The sequence below is a fragment of the Actinoplanes sp. NPDC051513 genome, from assembly GCF_044454685.1.
GTDB lineage: Bacteria > Actinomycetota > Actinomycetes > Mycobacteriales > Micromonosporaceae > Actinoplanes.
Map to the genome: position 1 here is coordinate 121,618 of NZ_JBITDW010000010.1, position 16,591 is coordinate 138,208.

The following is a 16,591-nucleotide window of genomic DNA, read 5'->3' on the forward strand; positions in this document are numbered from 1 at the left end:
GAGGACCTGAGGTGACCGACACGTTGGCCCGGGTGGGCTCCGGCCGCTTCCTGACCTTCACGCTCAACGACGAGGCGTACGCGGTCGACATCTTCCACGTGCTGGAGATTCTCGAGTACCGCCATCTGACCGTGGTGCCGATGATGCCCGCCTTCATCCGTGGCGTGATCAACCTGCGAGGGCGGGCGGTGCCCGTCATCGACCTGGCCATCCGGTTCGACCGCGGCTCCACCACGGTCCGGCGCCGCACCAGCATCATCATCGTGCATCTCGACGACATCGGACTGGACGACGAGGAAGAGGGCGTCGCGGCCGGCGGGCAGGACATCGGGATCCTCGTCGACTCGGTCAACAAGGTGGTGGAGCTGACCGAGGGCGACATCGAGCCGGCGCCCTCCTTCGGCTCCGGGATCCGGGCCGACTACATCAGCGGGATGGCCCGGCGGGACGGAGATTTCCTGATTCTGCTTGACGTGGGGCAGGTTCTGTCGATCAGCGAGATGGTCAGCCTCGGCGAAGCAGCCCGGGCGGGGGGCCACGACGAGGAACCGAGCGAACCGCCAGAAGGACTTTGATGCAGCAAGCCCTCAACTTCCGCGAGATCGGGCCGGCGGAGTTCGCCTTCATCACCGGTCTGCTCCACCGTGAGACCGGCATCCGGCTCGCCGCCGGCAAGGAAGCGCTCGTCGCCGGCCGGCTCGACAAGCGCCTGCGCCACCTGGGCATGGCCGACTACCCCGAGTACGTCCGGTACCTGCGTACGCAGCCACCAGCCGGCGGGGAAATGATCCAGCTGATCAACGTGCTGACCACCAACGAGACGTTCTTCTTCCGCGAGCAGCAGCATTTCGACTTCCTGCGCGACGTCGTCGTGCCCGCGCGCGACCGCGGCCGGACGCTGCGGCTGTGGAGCGCCGCCAGCTCGACCGGCGAGGAGGCGTACACGGCGGCCATGGTGCTCTCCGAGGCGCTCGCGGACGCGCCGTGGGAGATCGTCGGCACCGACATCTCCAGCCGGGTCGTCGACAACGCCCGGCTCGGCGTCTACCCGATCACGGCGGCCGAGAAGATCCCCCACCCGATGCTGCGCAAGTACTGCATGCGCGGGCGCGAGGAGTACGACGGGACGATGGCCGTGAACCGGCGGCTGCGCGGCCGGGTGAGCTTCCGCCAGGACAACCTCATGGGGCAGCTCGGCCACCTCGGCCGCTTCGACGTCATCTTCCTGCGCAACGTCATGATCTACTTCGACCCGGAGACCAAGCGCGACCTGGTGCTGCGGCTGCAGGACATGCTGAACCCGGGCGGCTACCTCATCGTGAGCCATTCCGAGTCGCTCAACGGCATCCCCTCGCGGCTGCAGATGATCGAACCGTCGATTTACCGCATCCCCGGACAGCCGCGTGGCTAGTGTCGTCGAAGTGGTGCTGAACCCCGGAGACTTCTACTTCGGCGGCCACGACACCCGTATCCAAACGCTGCTGGGGTCGTGCGTGTCGGTCACCCTCTGGCATCCGCGGCTCCTGGTCGGCGGCATGTGCCACTACATGCTTCCGCACCGGCGGATCCCCACGGCCCGGCGCGGCCTGGACGGCCGCTACGCCGACCACGCGATCCGGATGTTCCTCGAGTCGATCGAGCGGCTCGGCACCCGGCCGTCGGAGTACGTGACCCATCTGTACGGCGGTGGCAACCAGTTCCCGCCGTTCCAGCGCGGTCGCGCGCCCGACATCGCGCGGGACAACATCGAGGCCGGACTCGCCCTGCTCCGGCGCTTCGGCTTCCGGCTGGTACACACCGATCTCGGCGGCACCGGCCCGCGCCGGCTCAGCTTCGAGATCGCGACCGGCGAGGTGACGCTGACCTCGCAGGCCGGCCGCCACACCCGCGCGGGGAGCGCGCTGTGAACGGCCGGTCGATCGGCGTGCTGATCGTCGACGACTCGGCCGTCGTGCGGCAGCACCTCGCGGCCCGGTTGCGGCAGAGCGGCATGGAGGTGATCGGCGCATACGCCGACCCGGTCCACGCGCTGGCGCAGATGAACAAGGTGTGGCCGGACGTGCTGGTGGTCGACCAGCGGCTGGGCGGGGCGAGCTTCCTGCAGCGGGTGATGGCGGTGCGGCCCACGCCGGTCGTGCTCTGCGCGGCCCCGTCCGCGGAGCCGGCCGCGCCGCCGGCGGGGGTGACCGCGGTGATCACCAAGCCGGACAGCGAGCTCAAGGCGTTCATCGAGAAGCGGGCCGGCGACATCGTGGCGGCGGTACGGGCGGCCGCGACGCACGACCACCGGGTTCCCCGCCAGACGGAGCCCGCGAAGGAGACCGGCGACCGGGTGGTCGTGCTCGGCACCTCCACCGGCGGCACCAAGGCCCTCGAGATCGTCCTGCCCGCGCTGCCCCGGGCCATCCCCGGCATGGTGATCGTGCAGCACATGCCCGAGAACTTCACTGCGGCGTTCGCCCAGCGGCTCGACGAGATGTGCCAGGTGCACGTCGCCGAGGCGGCGGACGGCGCCGAGGTGACGCCCGGCCGGGTGCTGGTCGCGCCCGGCGGCCGGCACACGGAACTGGTCCGGTGCGGCAGCGGCTACCGGGTGCGTGTCTTCGACGCGCCACCGGTCAACCGGCACCGGCCCTCGGTCGACGTACTCTTCCGATCGGCCGCGCGGGCGGCCGGGCCGAGCGCGATCGGCGTGATCATGACAGGCATGGGCGACGACGGCGCCCGCGGGCTGCTCGAGATGCGCCAGGCCGGCGCGTTCACGGTGGCCCAGGACGCGGCGACGTGCGTCGTGCACGGCATGCCCCACGAAGCGGTCCAGCTCGGCGCCGTCCAGCGGGAGGCGCCGTTGACACACATCGCGGAGATGATCCATCGGTATGGCTGAGCTGCTCTGGGCGCTGGGCGCCCTCGCCGTCGGGCTCGGCGCCGGCTTCGCGGCCGGCCGCCGCCGGCCCGCGGTCGCGCCGGCGGAGGCCCGTGCGGCCGACACCCACATCGCCAGCGTCACGCGGCTGGCCGGGTCCCTCGCGCCCGTCTGGTCGGCCCAGATCGATTCCAGCCGCAGCCAGATGGAGACGGCGATCGGCCAGATCACCGAGCAGTTCGCCGGGATCGTGGAGAACCTCGACACTGTCCTCGCCTCGTCGAGCGGCGCCCTCGAGGACGGCCAGGGCGGCACCTTCGACCGCAGCCGGGCACGGCTCGGCGACGTCGTCGGCACCCTCGACGAGGCGCTGGCCACCAAGCGGCAGACCGTCGCCGAGCTGCGCAATCTCCAGACGCTCAACAGCGAGCTGCGGCAGATGTCCGGCGAGGTCGGCGCGATCGCCGCGCAGACCAACCTGCTCGCGCTCAACGCCTCTATCGAGGCCGCCCGGATCGGCGAGGCCGGCGCCGCGTTCGGCGTGGTCGCCGACGAGGTGCGCCAGCTCGCCGACCACTCGCTGGGCACCAGCGACCGGATGGCCGAGAAGGTCGGCCGGGCCGGCAGCACCATCAGCGCGATCCTCGGCCACGCCGAGGAGACCGCCGAGCGGGAGGACCGGGCGGTCGCCGGCGCCAACGCCGAGGTGCAGGCGGTCCTCGACGACCTCCAGGCCCTGGTGACCGGATTCCGCGACTCGTCGAGCGAGCTGGAGCGTGCCGCCGTCGGCATCCGCTCCGAGGTCAGCCAGTCGCTGACCCAGCTGCAGTTCCAGGACCGCGTCTGCCAGGTGCTCGAGCACCTGCGCGACAGCGTGACCCAGTTCGCCGACACCGTCGCCGAGGCCGGCGAGCGGGCCCGCAACGACGCGCCGCCGATCGACCCGGACGAGGCGCTGAAAGCCATCTCGGCCAGCTACACGATGGAGGACGAGCGCCAGGCGCACACCTCGGGCTCTGCCGCCAACGTCCGCGAATCGGAGATCACGTTCTTCTAGGGGGAAGAGATGGGAAAGACCGTTCTCGTCGTCGACGACTCGGCCTCGGTTCGCCAGGTCGTCAGCATCGCGCTCAAGGGCGCCGGGTACGACGTGATCCAGGGCTCGGACGGCAAGGATGCCCTCAAGCAGCTCGACGGCCGTCGCGTCCACCTGATCATCTCGGACGTGAACATGCCGAACATGGACGGCATCACGTTCGTCAGCGAGGCCAAGAAGCTCCCCGCGTACAAGTTCACGCCGATCATCATGCTGACCACCGAATCGCAGGAGGACAAGAAGCGGCGGGCGCAGGCCGCGGGGGCCAAGGCCTGGGTGACCAAGCCGTTCCAGCCCGAGCAGATGCTCGCCGCCGTCTCCAAGCTGATCGCGCCGTGAGCGAGGCCCGCGCCGTCGACCTCGACGGCGAGCTCACCATCTACACCGCCGCCGAGCAATGCCCCCGGCTCCTCGCGGCGCTGGAGGAAAGCCACACGGTCCGGGTCGGCCTGGCGGGGGTGACCGAGATGGACACCGCCGGGTTGCAGATCCTGCTGGCCGCGCGCCGCGAGGCCGAACGCCTCGGCGGCACGGCCGAGTTCCACGGCGCGCGCGAGCCCGTCCTCGACGCCCTGGCGATCGTGCGCCTCGACGGTGAGCTCCGACCGGTGGGGAACAGCTGATGTCCTTCGACGCCGACGAGGCACTCGACATCTTCATCACCGAGGCCCGCGAGCTGCTGGAGAGCTTCGAGGAGGGGCTGCTCGCGCTCGAGGGCGACCCGGACGACGCCGAGACGATCAACGCGATCTTCCGATCGGCGCACACGCTCAAGGGCTCCTCGGGCCTGTTCGGCCTCAACCACCTGGTCGGTTTCGCGCACGTCGTCGAGACGCTCCTCGGCCACGTCCGGGAGGGCGAGGTCCGCGTCACCCCCGAACTGATCAGCATCCTGCTCCCGTGTGCCGATCACATCACCCGTTACGTCGAGGGGGTCGCCGAGGGCCGGATCGAGCCCAGTCGCGCCGAGAAGGCCGAGGCCGACGCGCTGCTGGCACGGCTGGCGCCGTTCGAGCCGGGCGCCGCCCCGCCGGTCGAGTCGGCGCCGGTCGAAGCTGCGCCGGTCGAGGCGCCGGAGCAGGCCGCCGGCCCGCGCGGCTGGCAACTGAGCCTGCGTTTCGGCCCCGACTGCCTGCGCAACGGCATGGACCCGCTCTCGCTGCTGCGCCACCTGACCACGCTCGGCGACGTCACCCGGGTCGCCGTCGACGACTCGGCGCTGCCCGAGGCGTCCGATCTGGACCCCGAGACCAACTACCTCGCGTTCGAGGCGGAGCTGCACACCGAGGTCGCCAAGCACGAGATCGAGGCGGTGTTCGACTTCGTCCGCGAGGACAGCGACATCCGCATCGTGCCCGTCGACGACTCGGCGTTCGTCGGCGTCATCGAGTCGATGCCCGACCGGGACCGGCTCGGCGACGTGCTTCAGGAGAGCGGCGCGGTCACCCCCGGCGAGATCGACGAGGCGCTGCGCATCCAGCGTGAGCGCAGCAGGAGCGAGGGGCCGGTGCCGATCGGCCAGGTCCTCGTCGAGCAGGGGATGGCGCCGCCGGCCGTGGTGGAGGCCGCCCTCAGCAAGCAGCGCCGCACCGCCGACAGCCGCTCGTCGGACACCCAGACCATCCGCATCGACGCGGGCCGCCTCGACCGGCTCATCGACCTCGTCGGCGAGCTGGTGATCGCCCAGGCCGGGATCAGCGTCACCGACCACCAGTCCGAGGCGCAGGGCGAGGTCACCCGGCTCATCGACGAGGTGCGGCACAGCGCGCTGGCCCTGCGCATGGTGCCGATCGGGATGACCCTGCGCCGCTTCGAGCGGGTCGTGCGGGACGTCTGCGTCGACCTCGGCAAGGAGGTGCACCTCACCATCACCGGCGGCGACGCCGAGATGGACAAGGCCCTCGTCGAGCGGATCAGCGACCCGCTGCTGCACCTCGTGCGCAACTCGCTCGACCACGGCATCGAGTCGCCCGAGGACCGCGCGAAGGCGGGCAAGCCGGAGCAGGGGCAGCTACGACTCAATGCCTACCACGATGCCGGCAACATCGTCATCGAGGTCTCCGACGACGGCAAAGGCCTCGACCGGGACCGCATCCTCGCCAAGGCGGTCGACCGCGGCCTGGTCCCGTCCGGCGCCACCCTGAGCGATCACGAGGTCTACGACCTCATCTTCGAGCCCGGCTTCTCGACCGCCGAGAAGATCTCCAACCTCTCCGGCCGCGGCGTCGGCATGGACGTGGTGCGCCGCAACGTCGCGGCGCTGCGGGGCAGCATCGAGGTCGATTCCGTCCGCGGACAGGGCGCGACCATCCGCATCCGCCTGCCCCTGACCCTCGCGATCATCGACGGCTTCCTCGTCGGCGTCGGCGGCTCGTCGTTCATCGTCCCGCTGGACCGCGTCACCGAGTGCGTCGAATTCCCCACGACCGACCGCGACCGTGACCACATGAACCTGCGCGGCGAGGTGCTGCCGTTCATCCGCCTCAACCACCTCTTCGGCCTTGACGGCGACGCGGCCCGCCGGCAGAGCGTCGTCGTGGTCGAGCAGTCCGGCCAGCGCACCGGTTTGGTGGTGGACGCCCTGCTCGGCGAGTTCCAGACCGTCATCAAGCCGCTGGGCCCGCTGTTCAGCTCGCTGAAATGCGTCAGCGGCTCGACGATCCTCGGCAACGGCGACGTCGCCCTCATCCTCGACGTGGGACCGTTGGTCACCGAATACGCCGACCTCGAGAAGGTTCGCCACTCGGCCCGTCGTCGTCCGGCGCCACAACAGGTCGGCGCCGCACGCTGAAACCGCCTGCGGCGGTAATCGTCCACTTCGTACTCGTCGGCCTCGAGCTCTAAGCCGCCTTGAGCCAGCGCAGGATCTCTCCGGTGACGAAGTCGGCGGCCTCCAGGTGGAGGAAGTGGCCGGCGTCGGGGATCAGGCGCCACTCGTAGGGGGCGATCACGTAGCGGCCGGACCCCTGGGCGGTGCGGGGGAGCGTGGCGGTGTCGAGGGCGCCGTGCAGCTGAAGCGTCGGGGTGATCAGCGGGTGTTGCATCAGCTTGACGAAGCGGTAGCCCTGCAGGCGTAGGGCGCTGCGAGCGACCCAGCGGTAGGCCTCGAGCGCGCAGAAGGCCGCCTGCGGAATCTGCATGGCGTCGCGACAGCGGCGGACGTACTCGGTGAACTCGTCGGTGTGTCTCCACGTCGGACCGGACCACTGGGACATCAGCTCGCCGACCAGCGCCGCGTCGTCGCGGGTCAGGACGTGTTCGTAGCGAGGGACCTGGAAGCGCAGGACCGTCGAGGAGGCGGCCAGCTGGCCTCGCGGGTCGGCGAACAGGGCGGCGCGCAGGCGCAGCGGGTGGGCGGCGCCCAGGACCACCAGGCGGCTGACGAGCTTGGGGTGGAAGGCCGCGGCCGCCCAGCCGATCATGCCGCCGGCGCCGGCGCCGACGATCATGGCGTTGCGCTCGCCGAGCGCGCGGATGAGGCCGGTCACGTCGGCGGCCATGGTGTAGCCGTCGTAGCCGCGCGGGGGCTTGTCGCTGGCGCCGTAGCCGCGCAGGTCGATCGCGACGGCACGGAAACCGGCGTCGGCGACCCTGGTCATGACGTCGTGCCACGCCCACCAGAACTCGGGGAAGCCGTGCAGGAACAGCACGAGCGGGCCGGCGCCGGCCTCGACGACGTGGAACCGGCTGCCGTTCGCGCCGACGAAACGGTGCGTCCAGGGGCCCTCCACCAGGACACACGACTCGTCAACCATGCGTCCAGCCTAGGCGGTTCGGTCGAATCGGACCGACCGCGGCCGCGACCGGGCGAGTTCGGGGTTCAACGCAGCGGCTCGGCGACGGTCATGTCCAGCAGCTTTCCGGGCCCGCAGTTGATGCGCAGGCGGGACGGCGTGCCCTTGACGCGGACGCGGGCGCCGCGGTCGAGCCGGGTGCCGGCCGTCGAGTGCAGGGCGTATTGCACGCCGTCGTCGGTTTCCAGGCCGTAGCAGGGGCCGGTGCCCCCGGCGGTCACCGTGCCCACTATCCAGCCGGTGGGCTTGTTCTGGTCGGTGGGGCCGTTGGGCGGCGCGGTCGGGGCGGAGGGGCGGGGCACGTCGGCGACCGCGGGCTCGCTGGAAGCCGACAACGAAGCCGACGACGGGGTGGAGAGGGCGCGATTCGCCGGGTTCACGTGCTCGGGCCGGGCGCACCCGGACGCGAGGACGACCAGCATTGCGGCGAGGGCGGCCGGGACGGCGTACCTCATGATGGTCTGTCCCTTCCGAAGCGAAGCGAGGCGTGTCGGGTTGGACGCCGCGCGACCGGCTCGGGTTCCGCAAGAAAAACGGCGCCCGGGGAGAAACTCCCCGGGCGCCGGCAGAGAAACGGTCAGGAGACCGCGACCGTCATCGAGGTGCCGTTCTGGCTGAGCACCCCGATCTTGACGCCGACCGCGGGCAGCTTGACGCCGTGGTTCGGCAGTTCGCTGTAGAAGTACTTGCCCTTGTCGTTGAAGAGCGGGCTGGGCAGTTGCGGCCACACCAGCGACGGCTTGCCGTCCACGTGCAGCAGCATGCCGTCGGTCGGGTACAGGCCGAACGGAGCGTCGTAGACCTGGATCCGGGACCGGAACGGAACGCCGTTGACGTTGTTGAACGGCTTCGGGTGCGCGTCGACGTAGAGGTTGCGGCCCTCACCCGGGTGCTCGTTGGTGTTGTTGTCGGCCTGCGAGGTGTCCCAGTACGAGATCAGCAGGCCGGTCTGGTAGTTGTAGTGCTCCACGAAGTCGGGCTTCGTGGAGGCCCAGCCGAAGTTGTACGGACCGGTCTGCAGGTACTTGTCGTACGTCGTGTAGCTGCGGTTGCCGGCGATGTAGTAGTTCGCGAACTGGTTCGTCACGCTCGATCCGACGATCGACCAGCCATTCGCCGCCCAGGTCGAAGTGCCCTCGGCGCCGTCGGCCAGCACGGTCGCGCCGTCCGCGGCGATGGTGAGCTCGTCGCCGAAGAAGCCGCCCTCGGAGACGCCGCCGTCGGTGATGTAGTGCAGGCGGAACTTGATCGCCTTGCCCGCGTACGCGTCCAGCGGGATCGCGATGTCCGTCCACGCGGCCGAGCTGCCGGTCAGCGCCGGAACGTTGCTCGAGTCGACGGGGAGCGGCGCGCCGCCCACGGTGCCGTTGAGCGGGGTCCACGTGGTGCCGCCGTCGGCGGACGCCTCGAAGTACAGGTAATCGTAGTCCTGCTCGATGTTGTACCGGCCCTTGACGGTGACGCTGCCGCTGGTCTTGCCGGTCAGGTCGATGTCGTGGGTCAGCGTCGTGTTGAGCCCGTCGGCGTTGCCGGAGAAGAACTGCTTCGTCCCGGCGAACGGCTGGCCCAGGTCGGTCGTGACCGACTTGTCGGGCAGGGTCACCACCACCGCCTGTGGCTTCCTGTTGTTGTACTCCTCGGGTCCGAGGTTCACGACCTTCTTCTGGCCGGCCTTGACCGTGGTGTAGTTGAGCCACCCGAGCTGGAGCTTGTTCCACGCGCCCATGTCGCCGGGGCGGGTGCCCAGCGCCTCACCGGCCGCGTTGAGGCGGCTCTGCGCCATCAGCGTCCAGTACTCGTTGTTGTTGTCGCCCAGGCCGCTGGTGTCGTAGTCGTCCGGCAGGCCGAGGTCGTGGGTGTACTCGTGGGTGAAGACGCTCAGGCCGCCGTTCTCCGGCTGGATGGTGTAGTCACCGATCCAGATGCCGGAGGTGCCGACCTGGGTGCCGCCGAGCAGGTTGCCGGACGGGCCAGTGGTGCCCTGGCCGGTCGAGTACGCGTACCACCGGTGGCTCCAGATCGCGTCCTCGCCCTGCTGCGGGTCGCCGTCGGCCTGGTCGCCGCCGGCGTGGACGATCTGGAAGTGGTCGATGTAGCCGTCGGGCTCGTTGAAGTTCCCGTCGCCGTCGAAGTCGTACCGGTCGTACTGGTCGAACGACTTGAGGTCGGCCGCCACCTCGGCGGGCGTCTTGCCGGCGGCCAGCTGGTCGGCGACCCACTGGTTGGCGGCGTCGCGCACGAGCGCCCAGACGTTGGTGCAGACGTGGCTGCCGCAGACGTCCCGGCCGTAGCGGGCCTCGTTGTAGTTCACCTTGACCCAGTCGGTGACCTCGCCGTCAACGGTGTACCGGCCGGAGGACTGCGCCTCCATGTAGGTCTTGAGCGACTCGACGTTCTTGCCGGTGCCGAAGTACAGGTCCCGGTAATGGTCGGCGTTGTAGTCGGATTGCCAGACCGTGCTGTTGTCCTTGCTGCGGTCGGGCTGGGGGATCTTGTTGCGCAGCGGCCCGTCGAACGTCGTGGGGCCGGGGGTGTTCGGGTCGGAGTCGACGTCGGGGTAGCTCGGCGAGCGGTCGTTGCCGAACTCGGCCAGGATCACGAAGATCCGGTCGGTGCGCTCGCGGCTCAGCTCGACGTACTGGTCCTTGCCTTTCCTGCCCCCGACGCCCCCGCGGGTGTGGCCGACCTTGACGACCTGGCTGCCGTTCCGGGTCTCCGCCTTGGCCTTGCCTTTGACCACATCGGAGACGGCCTGCGTCGTGAGCGCACGGCGCTTCTCCTCGAGTGGGTTGGGCAGATCGTCGACCTGGGTCTCGCCCTTCGATATGGCCGAAGGGGCCGGGTCAACAGGTGGTGCCGCCTGGGCCACCGTCGGGAGCAACACTCCGACGCTGGTGACCATCGCGGCGCCGAGCAGTCCTGCGACTACCTTGCGCACCACGCATTACCTCCGCTTAAGGGGCCGGGCGCTGGGGTGAGCGGCCCGGCATCAAAACGGCCCCGGGGTTCGGGGCAGGAGGTAAACGTATGCAAAGACAGCGATGGCTGAGGCGAATCGATATCGATCAGTTACGCGCTATGGAAGTCCATAACACCGCGGGCCGGCGAGAAGTCCCGCCGGCCCGCCGAACGTCCGATTTGTACTAGTCTTCGGTCTTGCCGGTCTTCATGCCGGCGGAGATCAGGTCCATCACCGCGGAATCCTGCAGCGTCGTCACGTCGCCGAGCGAGCGGTGCTCGGCCACGTCCTTGAGCAGGCGCCGCATGATCTTGCCGGAGCGGGTCTTCGGCAGCTCGGGCACGAGCATGATCTGCCGCGGCTTGGCGATCGGGCCGAGCGTCTTGGCCACGTGGTTGCGCAGGTCCTGATTGAGCTGCTCGCCCTTGTCGCCCTCGGTGTCCACATTGCCGCGCGGAATCACGAACGCCACGATCGCCTGGCCGGTGGTCGGGTCGGTCGCGCCCACCACCGCCGACTCGGCCACCGCCGGGTGCGAGACGAGCGCCGACTCCACCTCGGTGGTGGAGATGTTGTGCCCGGAGATCAGCATGACGTCGTCGACCCGGCCCAGCAGCCAGATCGAGCCGTCGTCGTCCTTCTTGGCGCCGTCGCCGGCGAAATAGACCCAATCCTTACCGCTGCTCGCTGTGACGGCCTCACCCTGGCCGGCGCCGGCGCCGAACCGCGACCAGTACGTGTCGATGAACCGCTTGTCGTCACCCCAGATCGTGCGCAGCATCGACGGCCACGGATCGCGCAGCACCAGGAAGCCGCCGCCGCCGTTCGGCACCGACTGCGCCTGGTCGTCGACCACGTCGGCAGTGATGCCCGGCAGCGCCGTCATGGCCGAGCCCGGCTTCGCCGCGGTCACGCCGGGCAACGGTGAGATCATGATGGCGCCGGTCTCGGTCTGCCACCAGGTGTCGACCACCGGCGTGCGGTTGCGGCCGATGTTCTCCCGGTACCACATCCAGGCCTCCGGGTTGATCGGCTCGCCGACGCTGCCGAGGATGCGCAGCGACGACAGGTCGTACCCGGCGGGGATGTCGTCGCCCCATTTCATCATCGTGCGGATCAGCGTGGGCGCGGTGTACAGAATGGACACCTTGTACTTGTCGACGATCTGCCAGAAGCGGTCGCGGCCCGGGGTGTCCGGGGTGCCCTCGTACATGACCTGGGTGGCGCCGTTGGAGAGCGGGCCGTAGACGATGTACGAGTGGCCGGTCACCCAGCCGATGTCGGCCGTGCACCAGTAGATGTCGGACTCGGGCTTGAGGTCGAAGACGGCGTGGTGCGTGAACGACGTCTGCGTGAGGTAGCCGCCCGTCGTGTGCAGGATGCCCTTGGGCTTACCGGTCGTGCCCGAGGTGTAGAGGATGAACAGCGGGTGCTCCGAGTCGAACGGCTGCGCCTGGTGCTCGGGGCTGGCCTGCTCGACGGTCTCGTGCCACCACTTGTCTTTCTCGCCCCAGGCGACCTCCTGCCCGGTGCGGCGGACGACCAGCACGTTCTCGATGCTGGGGCACTGCGCGACGGCCTCGTCGACGGTCGGCTTGAGCGCCGACGGCTTGCCCCGGCGGTACCCGCCATCGGCGGTGATCACCAGCTTGGCGTCGGCGTCCTTGATACGGGTCGAGAGCGCGTCGACCGAGAAGCCGCCGAAGACCACGCTGTGCGTCGCGCCGATCCGGGCGCAGGCCAGCATCGCGACCGCGGCCTCCGGGATCATCGGCAGGTAGATGGCCACCCGGTCGCCGGCGCCGACCCCGAGCTCGGTCAGCGTGTTGGCGGCCTGGCTGACGCTCTTCAGCAGCTCGGCGTACGTGATCGCGCGGGTGTCGCCGGGCTCGCCCTCCCAGTGGATCGCGACCTTGTCGCCGTGGCCGGCCTCGACGTGCCGGTCGACGCAGTTGTACGCCACGTTGATCTCGCCGCCGATGAACCACTTCGCGAACGGCGGGTTGGACCAGTCCAGGACCTGGTCCCACTTCTTGGCCCAGGTGAGCCGCTCGGCCTGCTTCGCCCACCAGGCGAGGCGGTCGGCGGCTGCCTCCTCGTACGCGTCGGCCTTGACGTTGGCGTCCGCTGCGATCTGCTCCGGCGGCGGGAACTGACGTGTCTCCGACGACAGGTTCGCCAATGTCTCGCTCATGAGGGCGGCTCCTCTTCACTGGTTATCTTCGTTGCACACTAGTTCCGCCGCTGTGCCGCGGCGACACCTGCGCCGGGCAGCGCGCTCGGTGGCGTGATGGGCGCGCTGGATGACGGGTTGCTGCTTGGTACTGCGCGAATCTTGCCAGTTACGAGCCTCTTTGCGCAGCCCATGTTTCGCGTGTCGTACCGGCTACGGTGTTCGGGTGGATCCACTCGCACCGCTGCTCGATCTCGCCGGCGTCGCCGATTTTTTTGCCGAGGCCCGCGACCGGGTGGACGCCGCCATGCGGCATCGCGCCCTGCGCCGGCACGGGGGGCAGGTGGCGGCCGAGGCGTCACTGCGGGCGGCCGTGGCCAGCGCCGCGCTCGAGGGGCATGCGTACGACGTCGAGGAGGTCCGCGGCGGGACGGTGACCGATCCGGTGCTGCAGGGGTCGCTGCGGGTGGCCGAGGGACTCGGCGGGCTCGTTGATCTCTGGCCCCGGGCGCCGCGGCAGGTGCTCGCCAAGCTGCACATGCTCGCGGCGCGCGGCGTCGTTCCCGCCGACGACCTCGGCCGGCTGACCGGGGGCGCCGCTCGCATCGACGCGTTGGCGGAGCTGGTGTCTGTTGCGGACAAATCAGACTCTCCACCCCTGTTGCTGGCCGCCGTCGTGCACGCCGAGCTGATCACGTTGCGCCCCTTCGCCGGGCCGGCGGGTGTCGTGGCCCGCGCCGCCGCCCGCCTCACGCTGATCGGCCGCGGTTTCGACCCGCGTGGCTTGATCGCGGTGGAGATCGGACATTTCGCCCGCGAGCCCGAATACGTCGGCTCGGCCGGCGCCTACGCCACCGGCACCCCCGACGGGGTCAGGTCCTGGCTGCGCCACTACGCCGCGGCGGTTTCCGCGGCCGCCGACGAGCTGACGGTCATCGGCGATGGTGTGCTGGCCGCGGTCTGATCGGCCAAACTTCGGTCGATGCCGGTCAAAGGGCGCGTCCCCGCGGGGATAATCGCTCGGGTGAGCGAAACCTGGACCCGCCCCTACTCGCCCGGCCCCGGCCGCTGGCTGGTGATCGCCTGGGAGGCCGTCGCTCTGTCCCTCCTGGCCTGGTCCACGATCCGCCAGTTCGACCTGACCGGTCACGGCGTCAAGCTGGTCGCGTGCGCGCTCGCCGCCCTCTGGGTGATCGGCGCCCACCGGATCCTGCAGATGGGCGCCTACGTCGGCGCCACCGGTGTGCGCATCCACGGCCTCGTCCGCTCCCGCACGATGTCGTGGCGCGACGTCGCCCATGTCCGCCTGCACAAGGCCACCCACCGCGTCGGCCCATGGCAGATCGAGAGCGGCATGACCGTCCTCATCGAGCGCCGCGACGGCTCGATGGTCAACACGGAGCTGTGGGCCCAGGGCATCGACTTCCACTCCCGGCCGTCGTTGTTCCGCGCGGTCTACCACGAGCTGCGCAATCGCCATTCAGACGCCCAAAAAGCCTAAACCGGTTTCGGGTACGCGGTCAGCCGCGTCCCCGCCGTGAGCTCGAGGCGTCCACAGTGACGTGGCCACAAAATAGAGCCGGCGTCCCGCTAGGGGCGCCGGCTGTAGCGCGTCCGGACCGGGTTATCAAGCGTGCACCTGGGTCGTTGTCGACAGTCCTGAAGCCTTTCGGCTGAGGTCCCGCCGCAACGTGCCTGCCGTGGCTGATCGCGCGTGGGTTCCCGGTGGCCGTGCACGAGACCCGATGCCTGGCCCTGGAGCGAAAGGCCTTCCGAAGCTCGGTATCCCGACCCCCGGGTCACCCCGGCTCCTGGTCCACCGCAACGGTTCTCGCCAGTTCTTTCTACGCCGCTCGCCGCTTGATCGCCAGGCCTTCAGCCTGGCAAACCTGGCGTTTCAGATTAGTCAGACCAAAGCCATTCGCGCTGCTCATTGACTTGCGCGGCCCCTGCGTCATCACTCTTTGCGCAGCTCGGCGTACGTTCCGGGGTCGCTCGTGGAAAGGTCCGACGGGCCTTCAGACGACGGTGCGAGAGCGGCGATGTCTTGCGTAGATGACCAGGCCGATCGCGGCGCCCACGCCGACGCCCAACGCCGCCGCCACGGGGACGGCCGGACGGTCGCGCAGGCGTTTGCCGACCGGGATGGGGTTGCGGAACTCGAGGATGGGCCACGAGTTCTCCAACGCCGCCCGGCGCAGGGCCCGGTCGGGGTTCACGGCGCTCGGGTGGCCCACCGCCTCGAGCAGGGGCAGGTCGCTGGCCGAGTCGGAGTAGGCGTAGCAGTCGGCCAGGTCGTAGCCCCGGGTCGCGGCCAGGGCGCTCACCCCGACGACCTTGTTGGGACCGGCGGCGTAGAACTCGATCTCGCCGCTGTAGCGGCCGTCGACGATGCTCATGCGGGTGGCGATCACATCGGTGATGCCGAGCAGGGCGCCGATCGGGCGGACCATCTCCTCGCCGGACGCCGACACCAGCACCACGTCGCGGCCGGCCGCCTGATGTTCGCTGATCAGGGTGGCGGCCTCGGCGTACACGTAGGGGTTGATCAGCTCGTCGAGGGTCTCGGCGATGATCTGCTGGACCTGCTCGATCCGCCAGCCCTTGGTCAGGGTCGCCAGATAGTCGCGGGTGCGGGCCATCGCGTGCTCGTCACCGCCGCCGCCCAGCCGGAACATGAGCTGTGCGTAAGCGGACTTGACGACGTCGCGGCGGCTGATCAGGCCGTCACGGTAGAAGGGCCGTCCGAAGGCCAGCGCGCTGGACTTGGCGATGACGGTCTTATCTAGGTCGAAAAACGCGGCGCTGCGGCCCACGGGCCGAAAGTGTAGCCGCAACTCGGTCATCCCCGTCGTCCCCCGGCGCGCCGCGCTGAGGCTTGGTGACGCGCTGTGAAATCAGTCAGACGGGCAGCACCCTCGCACCGAGCCACAATCGGTACTCGACGCGTGTGCCTTTCGTGAGGCATGCTAGTGCTGTTGCGATCGGGATTCATGTATTGCGGGTGAATCGCGGTCGCGTCATGACCCATCCGCTTCCATCACCTGACCCTCGGTGGTTGCGCCCCCCGCGATCACCGAGCCGATTCGGCTCGACCCCCCCGGAGCCGAATCCTCGGACGGCCCCCGTCTCCCCCGACGGGGGTCGTTCCCTATCCGGAAGCCCGCGGGTACGCGCCACGCCGCGGGGACCGGGGAGCACGACATCAGCCTCGACACGGAGGCTGCGCTCAACGAGCGCACCACAGAACTGCCACAAACACCTCTACAGCAGCCTCGGGCCGAACCTGCTGCTCTGGTGCATGCTGGGCCTCTCGATCGCGATGGCCATCCCGTCCGTGCACGGGCGCAGCGACGGGCTGGTACGGCTGGGCGTCGTCTCGTACAAGGTCGCGCTCGTCGTCATGTTCGCGATGTTCGCGGTGATGATCCTGCTGGCGCTGGGGCGCCTTTCCTGGCTGCGGTGGCCGTGGCTGACGACGCTCGGCGCGCTGACCTACCCGGTGTACCTGCTGCACCGGCAGCTGGGCTGGGTCGCCGTCGACCAGCTGCACGAGTCGACCAGCTCCGTGCCGCCGACACGCGTAGCAGATCCACCCCGACAGTGTGAGTTTTCCACAACGGCCTGAGTTATCCACAGGCGACGGCTGACGGCCTTGCCGGTCATCGCCGGTCTCCGCGACGGTGGGCGCCTCATCCGCCCC

The 16,591-nt window shown here is 69.7% G+C and carries 16 protein-coding genes; 11 read left to right on the forward strand and 5 right to left on the reverse strand.

The annotated features are described in order from the left end of the window. Window positions 1-11 precede the first annotated feature (11 nt). Genes ACIA5D_RS29670 through ACIA5D_RS29705 form a run of 8 tightly spaced genes read left to right on the forward strand, consistent with a single transcriptional unit; the run spans window position 12 to window position 6,753 of the window. Entirely contained in the window at window positions 12-575 is a 564-nt protein-coding gene (locus tag ACIA5D_RS29670) for a chemotaxis protein CheW (protein WP_396033586.1), read from the forward strand. Further along, entirely contained in the window at window positions 575-1,411 is an 837-nt protein-coding gene (locus tag ACIA5D_RS29675) for a CheR family methyltransferase (RefSeq protein WP_396033587.1), read from the forward strand. Before ACIA5D_RS29670 ends, ACIA5D_RS29675 begins: the two co-directional genes overlap by 1 nt. Beyond that, the gene (locus ACIA5D_RS29680; RefSeq protein WP_396033588.1) at window positions 1,404-1,907 is read left to right on the forward strand and encodes a chemotaxis protein CheD; all 504 of its coding nucleotides are present in this window, start codon (window positions 1,404-1,406) and stop codon (window positions 1,905-1,907) included. The genes ACIA5D_RS29675 and ACIA5D_RS29680 overlap by 8 nt, the downstream gene beginning before the upstream one ends. Next, complete coding sequence (gene cheB, locus ACIA5D_RS29685) at window positions 1,904-2,887, forward strand: chemotaxis-specific protein-glutamate methyltransferase CheB (protein WP_396033589.1); 984 nt, start codon at window positions 1,904-1,906, stop codon at window positions 2,885-2,887. The genes ACIA5D_RS29680 and cheB overlap by 4 nt, the downstream gene beginning before the upstream one ends. Beyond that, on the forward strand, window positions 2,880-3,923 hold the full coding sequence (locus tag ACIA5D_RS29690; protein ID WP_396033590.1) for a methyl-accepting chemotaxis protein: 1,044 nt from the start codon (window positions 2,880-2,882) through the stop codon (window positions 3,921-3,923). Before cheB ends, ACIA5D_RS29690 begins: the two co-directional genes overlap by 8 nt. A 9-nt stretch (window positions 3,924-3,932) precedes the next feature. Continuing rightward, window positions 3,933-4,301 (forward strand): response regulator, encoded by a 369-nt coding sequence (locus tag ACIA5D_RS29695; RefSeq protein WP_396033591.1) that lies wholly within the window; start codon window positions 3,933-3,935, stop codon window positions 4,299-4,301. Further along, window positions 4,298-4,585, forward strand: a complete 288-nt coding sequence (locus ACIA5D_RS29700; protein ID WP_396033592.1) for a lipid asymmetry maintenance protein MlaB — start codon at window positions 4,298-4,300, stop codon at window positions 4,583-4,585. The genes ACIA5D_RS29695 and ACIA5D_RS29700 overlap by 4 nt, the downstream gene beginning before the upstream one ends. Then, window positions 4,585-6,753, forward strand: a complete 2,169-nt coding sequence (locus tag ACIA5D_RS29705; protein WP_396033593.1) for a chemotaxis protein CheA — start codon at window positions 4,585-4,587, stop codon at window positions 6,751-6,753. Before ACIA5D_RS29700 ends, ACIA5D_RS29705 begins: the two co-directional genes overlap by 1 nt. A 49-nt stretch (window positions 6,754-6,802) precedes the next feature. Here the strand turns inward: ACIA5D_RS29705 and ACIA5D_RS29710 are convergent, their stop codons facing one another. From ACIA5D_RS29710 to acs, 4 genes are all read right to left on the reverse strand, one after another. Next, window positions 6,803-7,717 (reverse strand): alpha/beta fold hydrolase, encoded by a 915-nt coding sequence (locus ACIA5D_RS29710; protein WP_396033594.1) that lies wholly within the window; start codon window positions 7,715-7,717, stop codon window positions 6,803-6,805. A gap of 65 nt (window positions 7,718-7,782) precedes the next feature. Next, window positions 7,783-8,211 (reverse strand): hypothetical protein, encoded by a 429-nt coding sequence (locus ACIA5D_RS29715; protein ID WP_396033595.1) that lies wholly within the window; start codon window positions 8,209-8,211, stop codon window positions 7,783-7,785. Window positions 8,212-8,333: 122 nt separating this feature from the next. Continuing rightward, window positions 8,334-10,658, reverse strand: coding sequence for an immune inhibitor A domain-containing protein (locus ACIA5D_RS29720; RefSeq protein WP_396033800.1), 2,325 nt, complete (start codon window positions 10,656-10,658; stop codon window positions 8,334-8,336). Window positions 10,659-10,899: 241 nt separating this feature from the next. Beyond that, the gene (gene acs, locus ACIA5D_RS29725) at window positions 10,900-12,909 is read right to left on the reverse strand and encodes an acetate--CoA ligase (protein ID WP_396033597.1); all 2,010 of its coding nucleotides are present in this window, start codon (window positions 12,907-12,909) and stop codon (window positions 10,900-10,902) included. 205 nt (window positions 12,910-13,114) lie between these two features. Between acs and ACIA5D_RS29730 the strand changes: the two genes are divergently transcribed. Together ACIA5D_RS29730 and ACIA5D_RS29735 are read left to right on the forward strand one after the other, a co-directional pair. Further along, entirely contained in the window at window positions 13,115-13,852 is a 738-nt protein-coding gene (locus ACIA5D_RS29730; RefSeq protein WP_396033598.1) for an oxidoreductase, read from the forward strand. 60 nt (window positions 13,853-13,912) lie between these two features. After that, window positions 13,913-14,389 (forward strand): PH domain-containing protein, encoded by a 477-nt coding sequence (locus ACIA5D_RS29735; protein ID WP_396033600.1) that lies wholly within the window; start codon window positions 13,913-13,915, stop codon window positions 14,387-14,389. Between the two features lie 517 nt (window positions 14,390-14,906). Here ACIA5D_RS29735 and ACIA5D_RS29740 read toward each other — a convergent pair. Beyond that, window positions 14,907-15,704: an HAD family hydrolase gene (locus tag ACIA5D_RS29740; protein ID WP_396033602.1), complete on the reverse strand. Its 798-nt coding sequence runs from the start codon at window positions 15,702-15,704 to the stop codon at window positions 14,907-14,909. A gap of 485 nt (window positions 15,705-16,189) precedes the next feature. On the opposite strand from ACIA5D_RS29740, the gene ACIA5D_RS29745 reads away from it, so the two are divergent. Further along, window positions 16,190-16,516, forward strand: a complete 327-nt coding sequence (locus ACIA5D_RS29745; protein WP_396033604.1) for a hypothetical protein — start codon at window positions 16,190-16,192, stop codon at window positions 16,514-16,516. The last annotated feature ends 75 nt before the right edge of the window (window positions 16,517-16,591 follow it).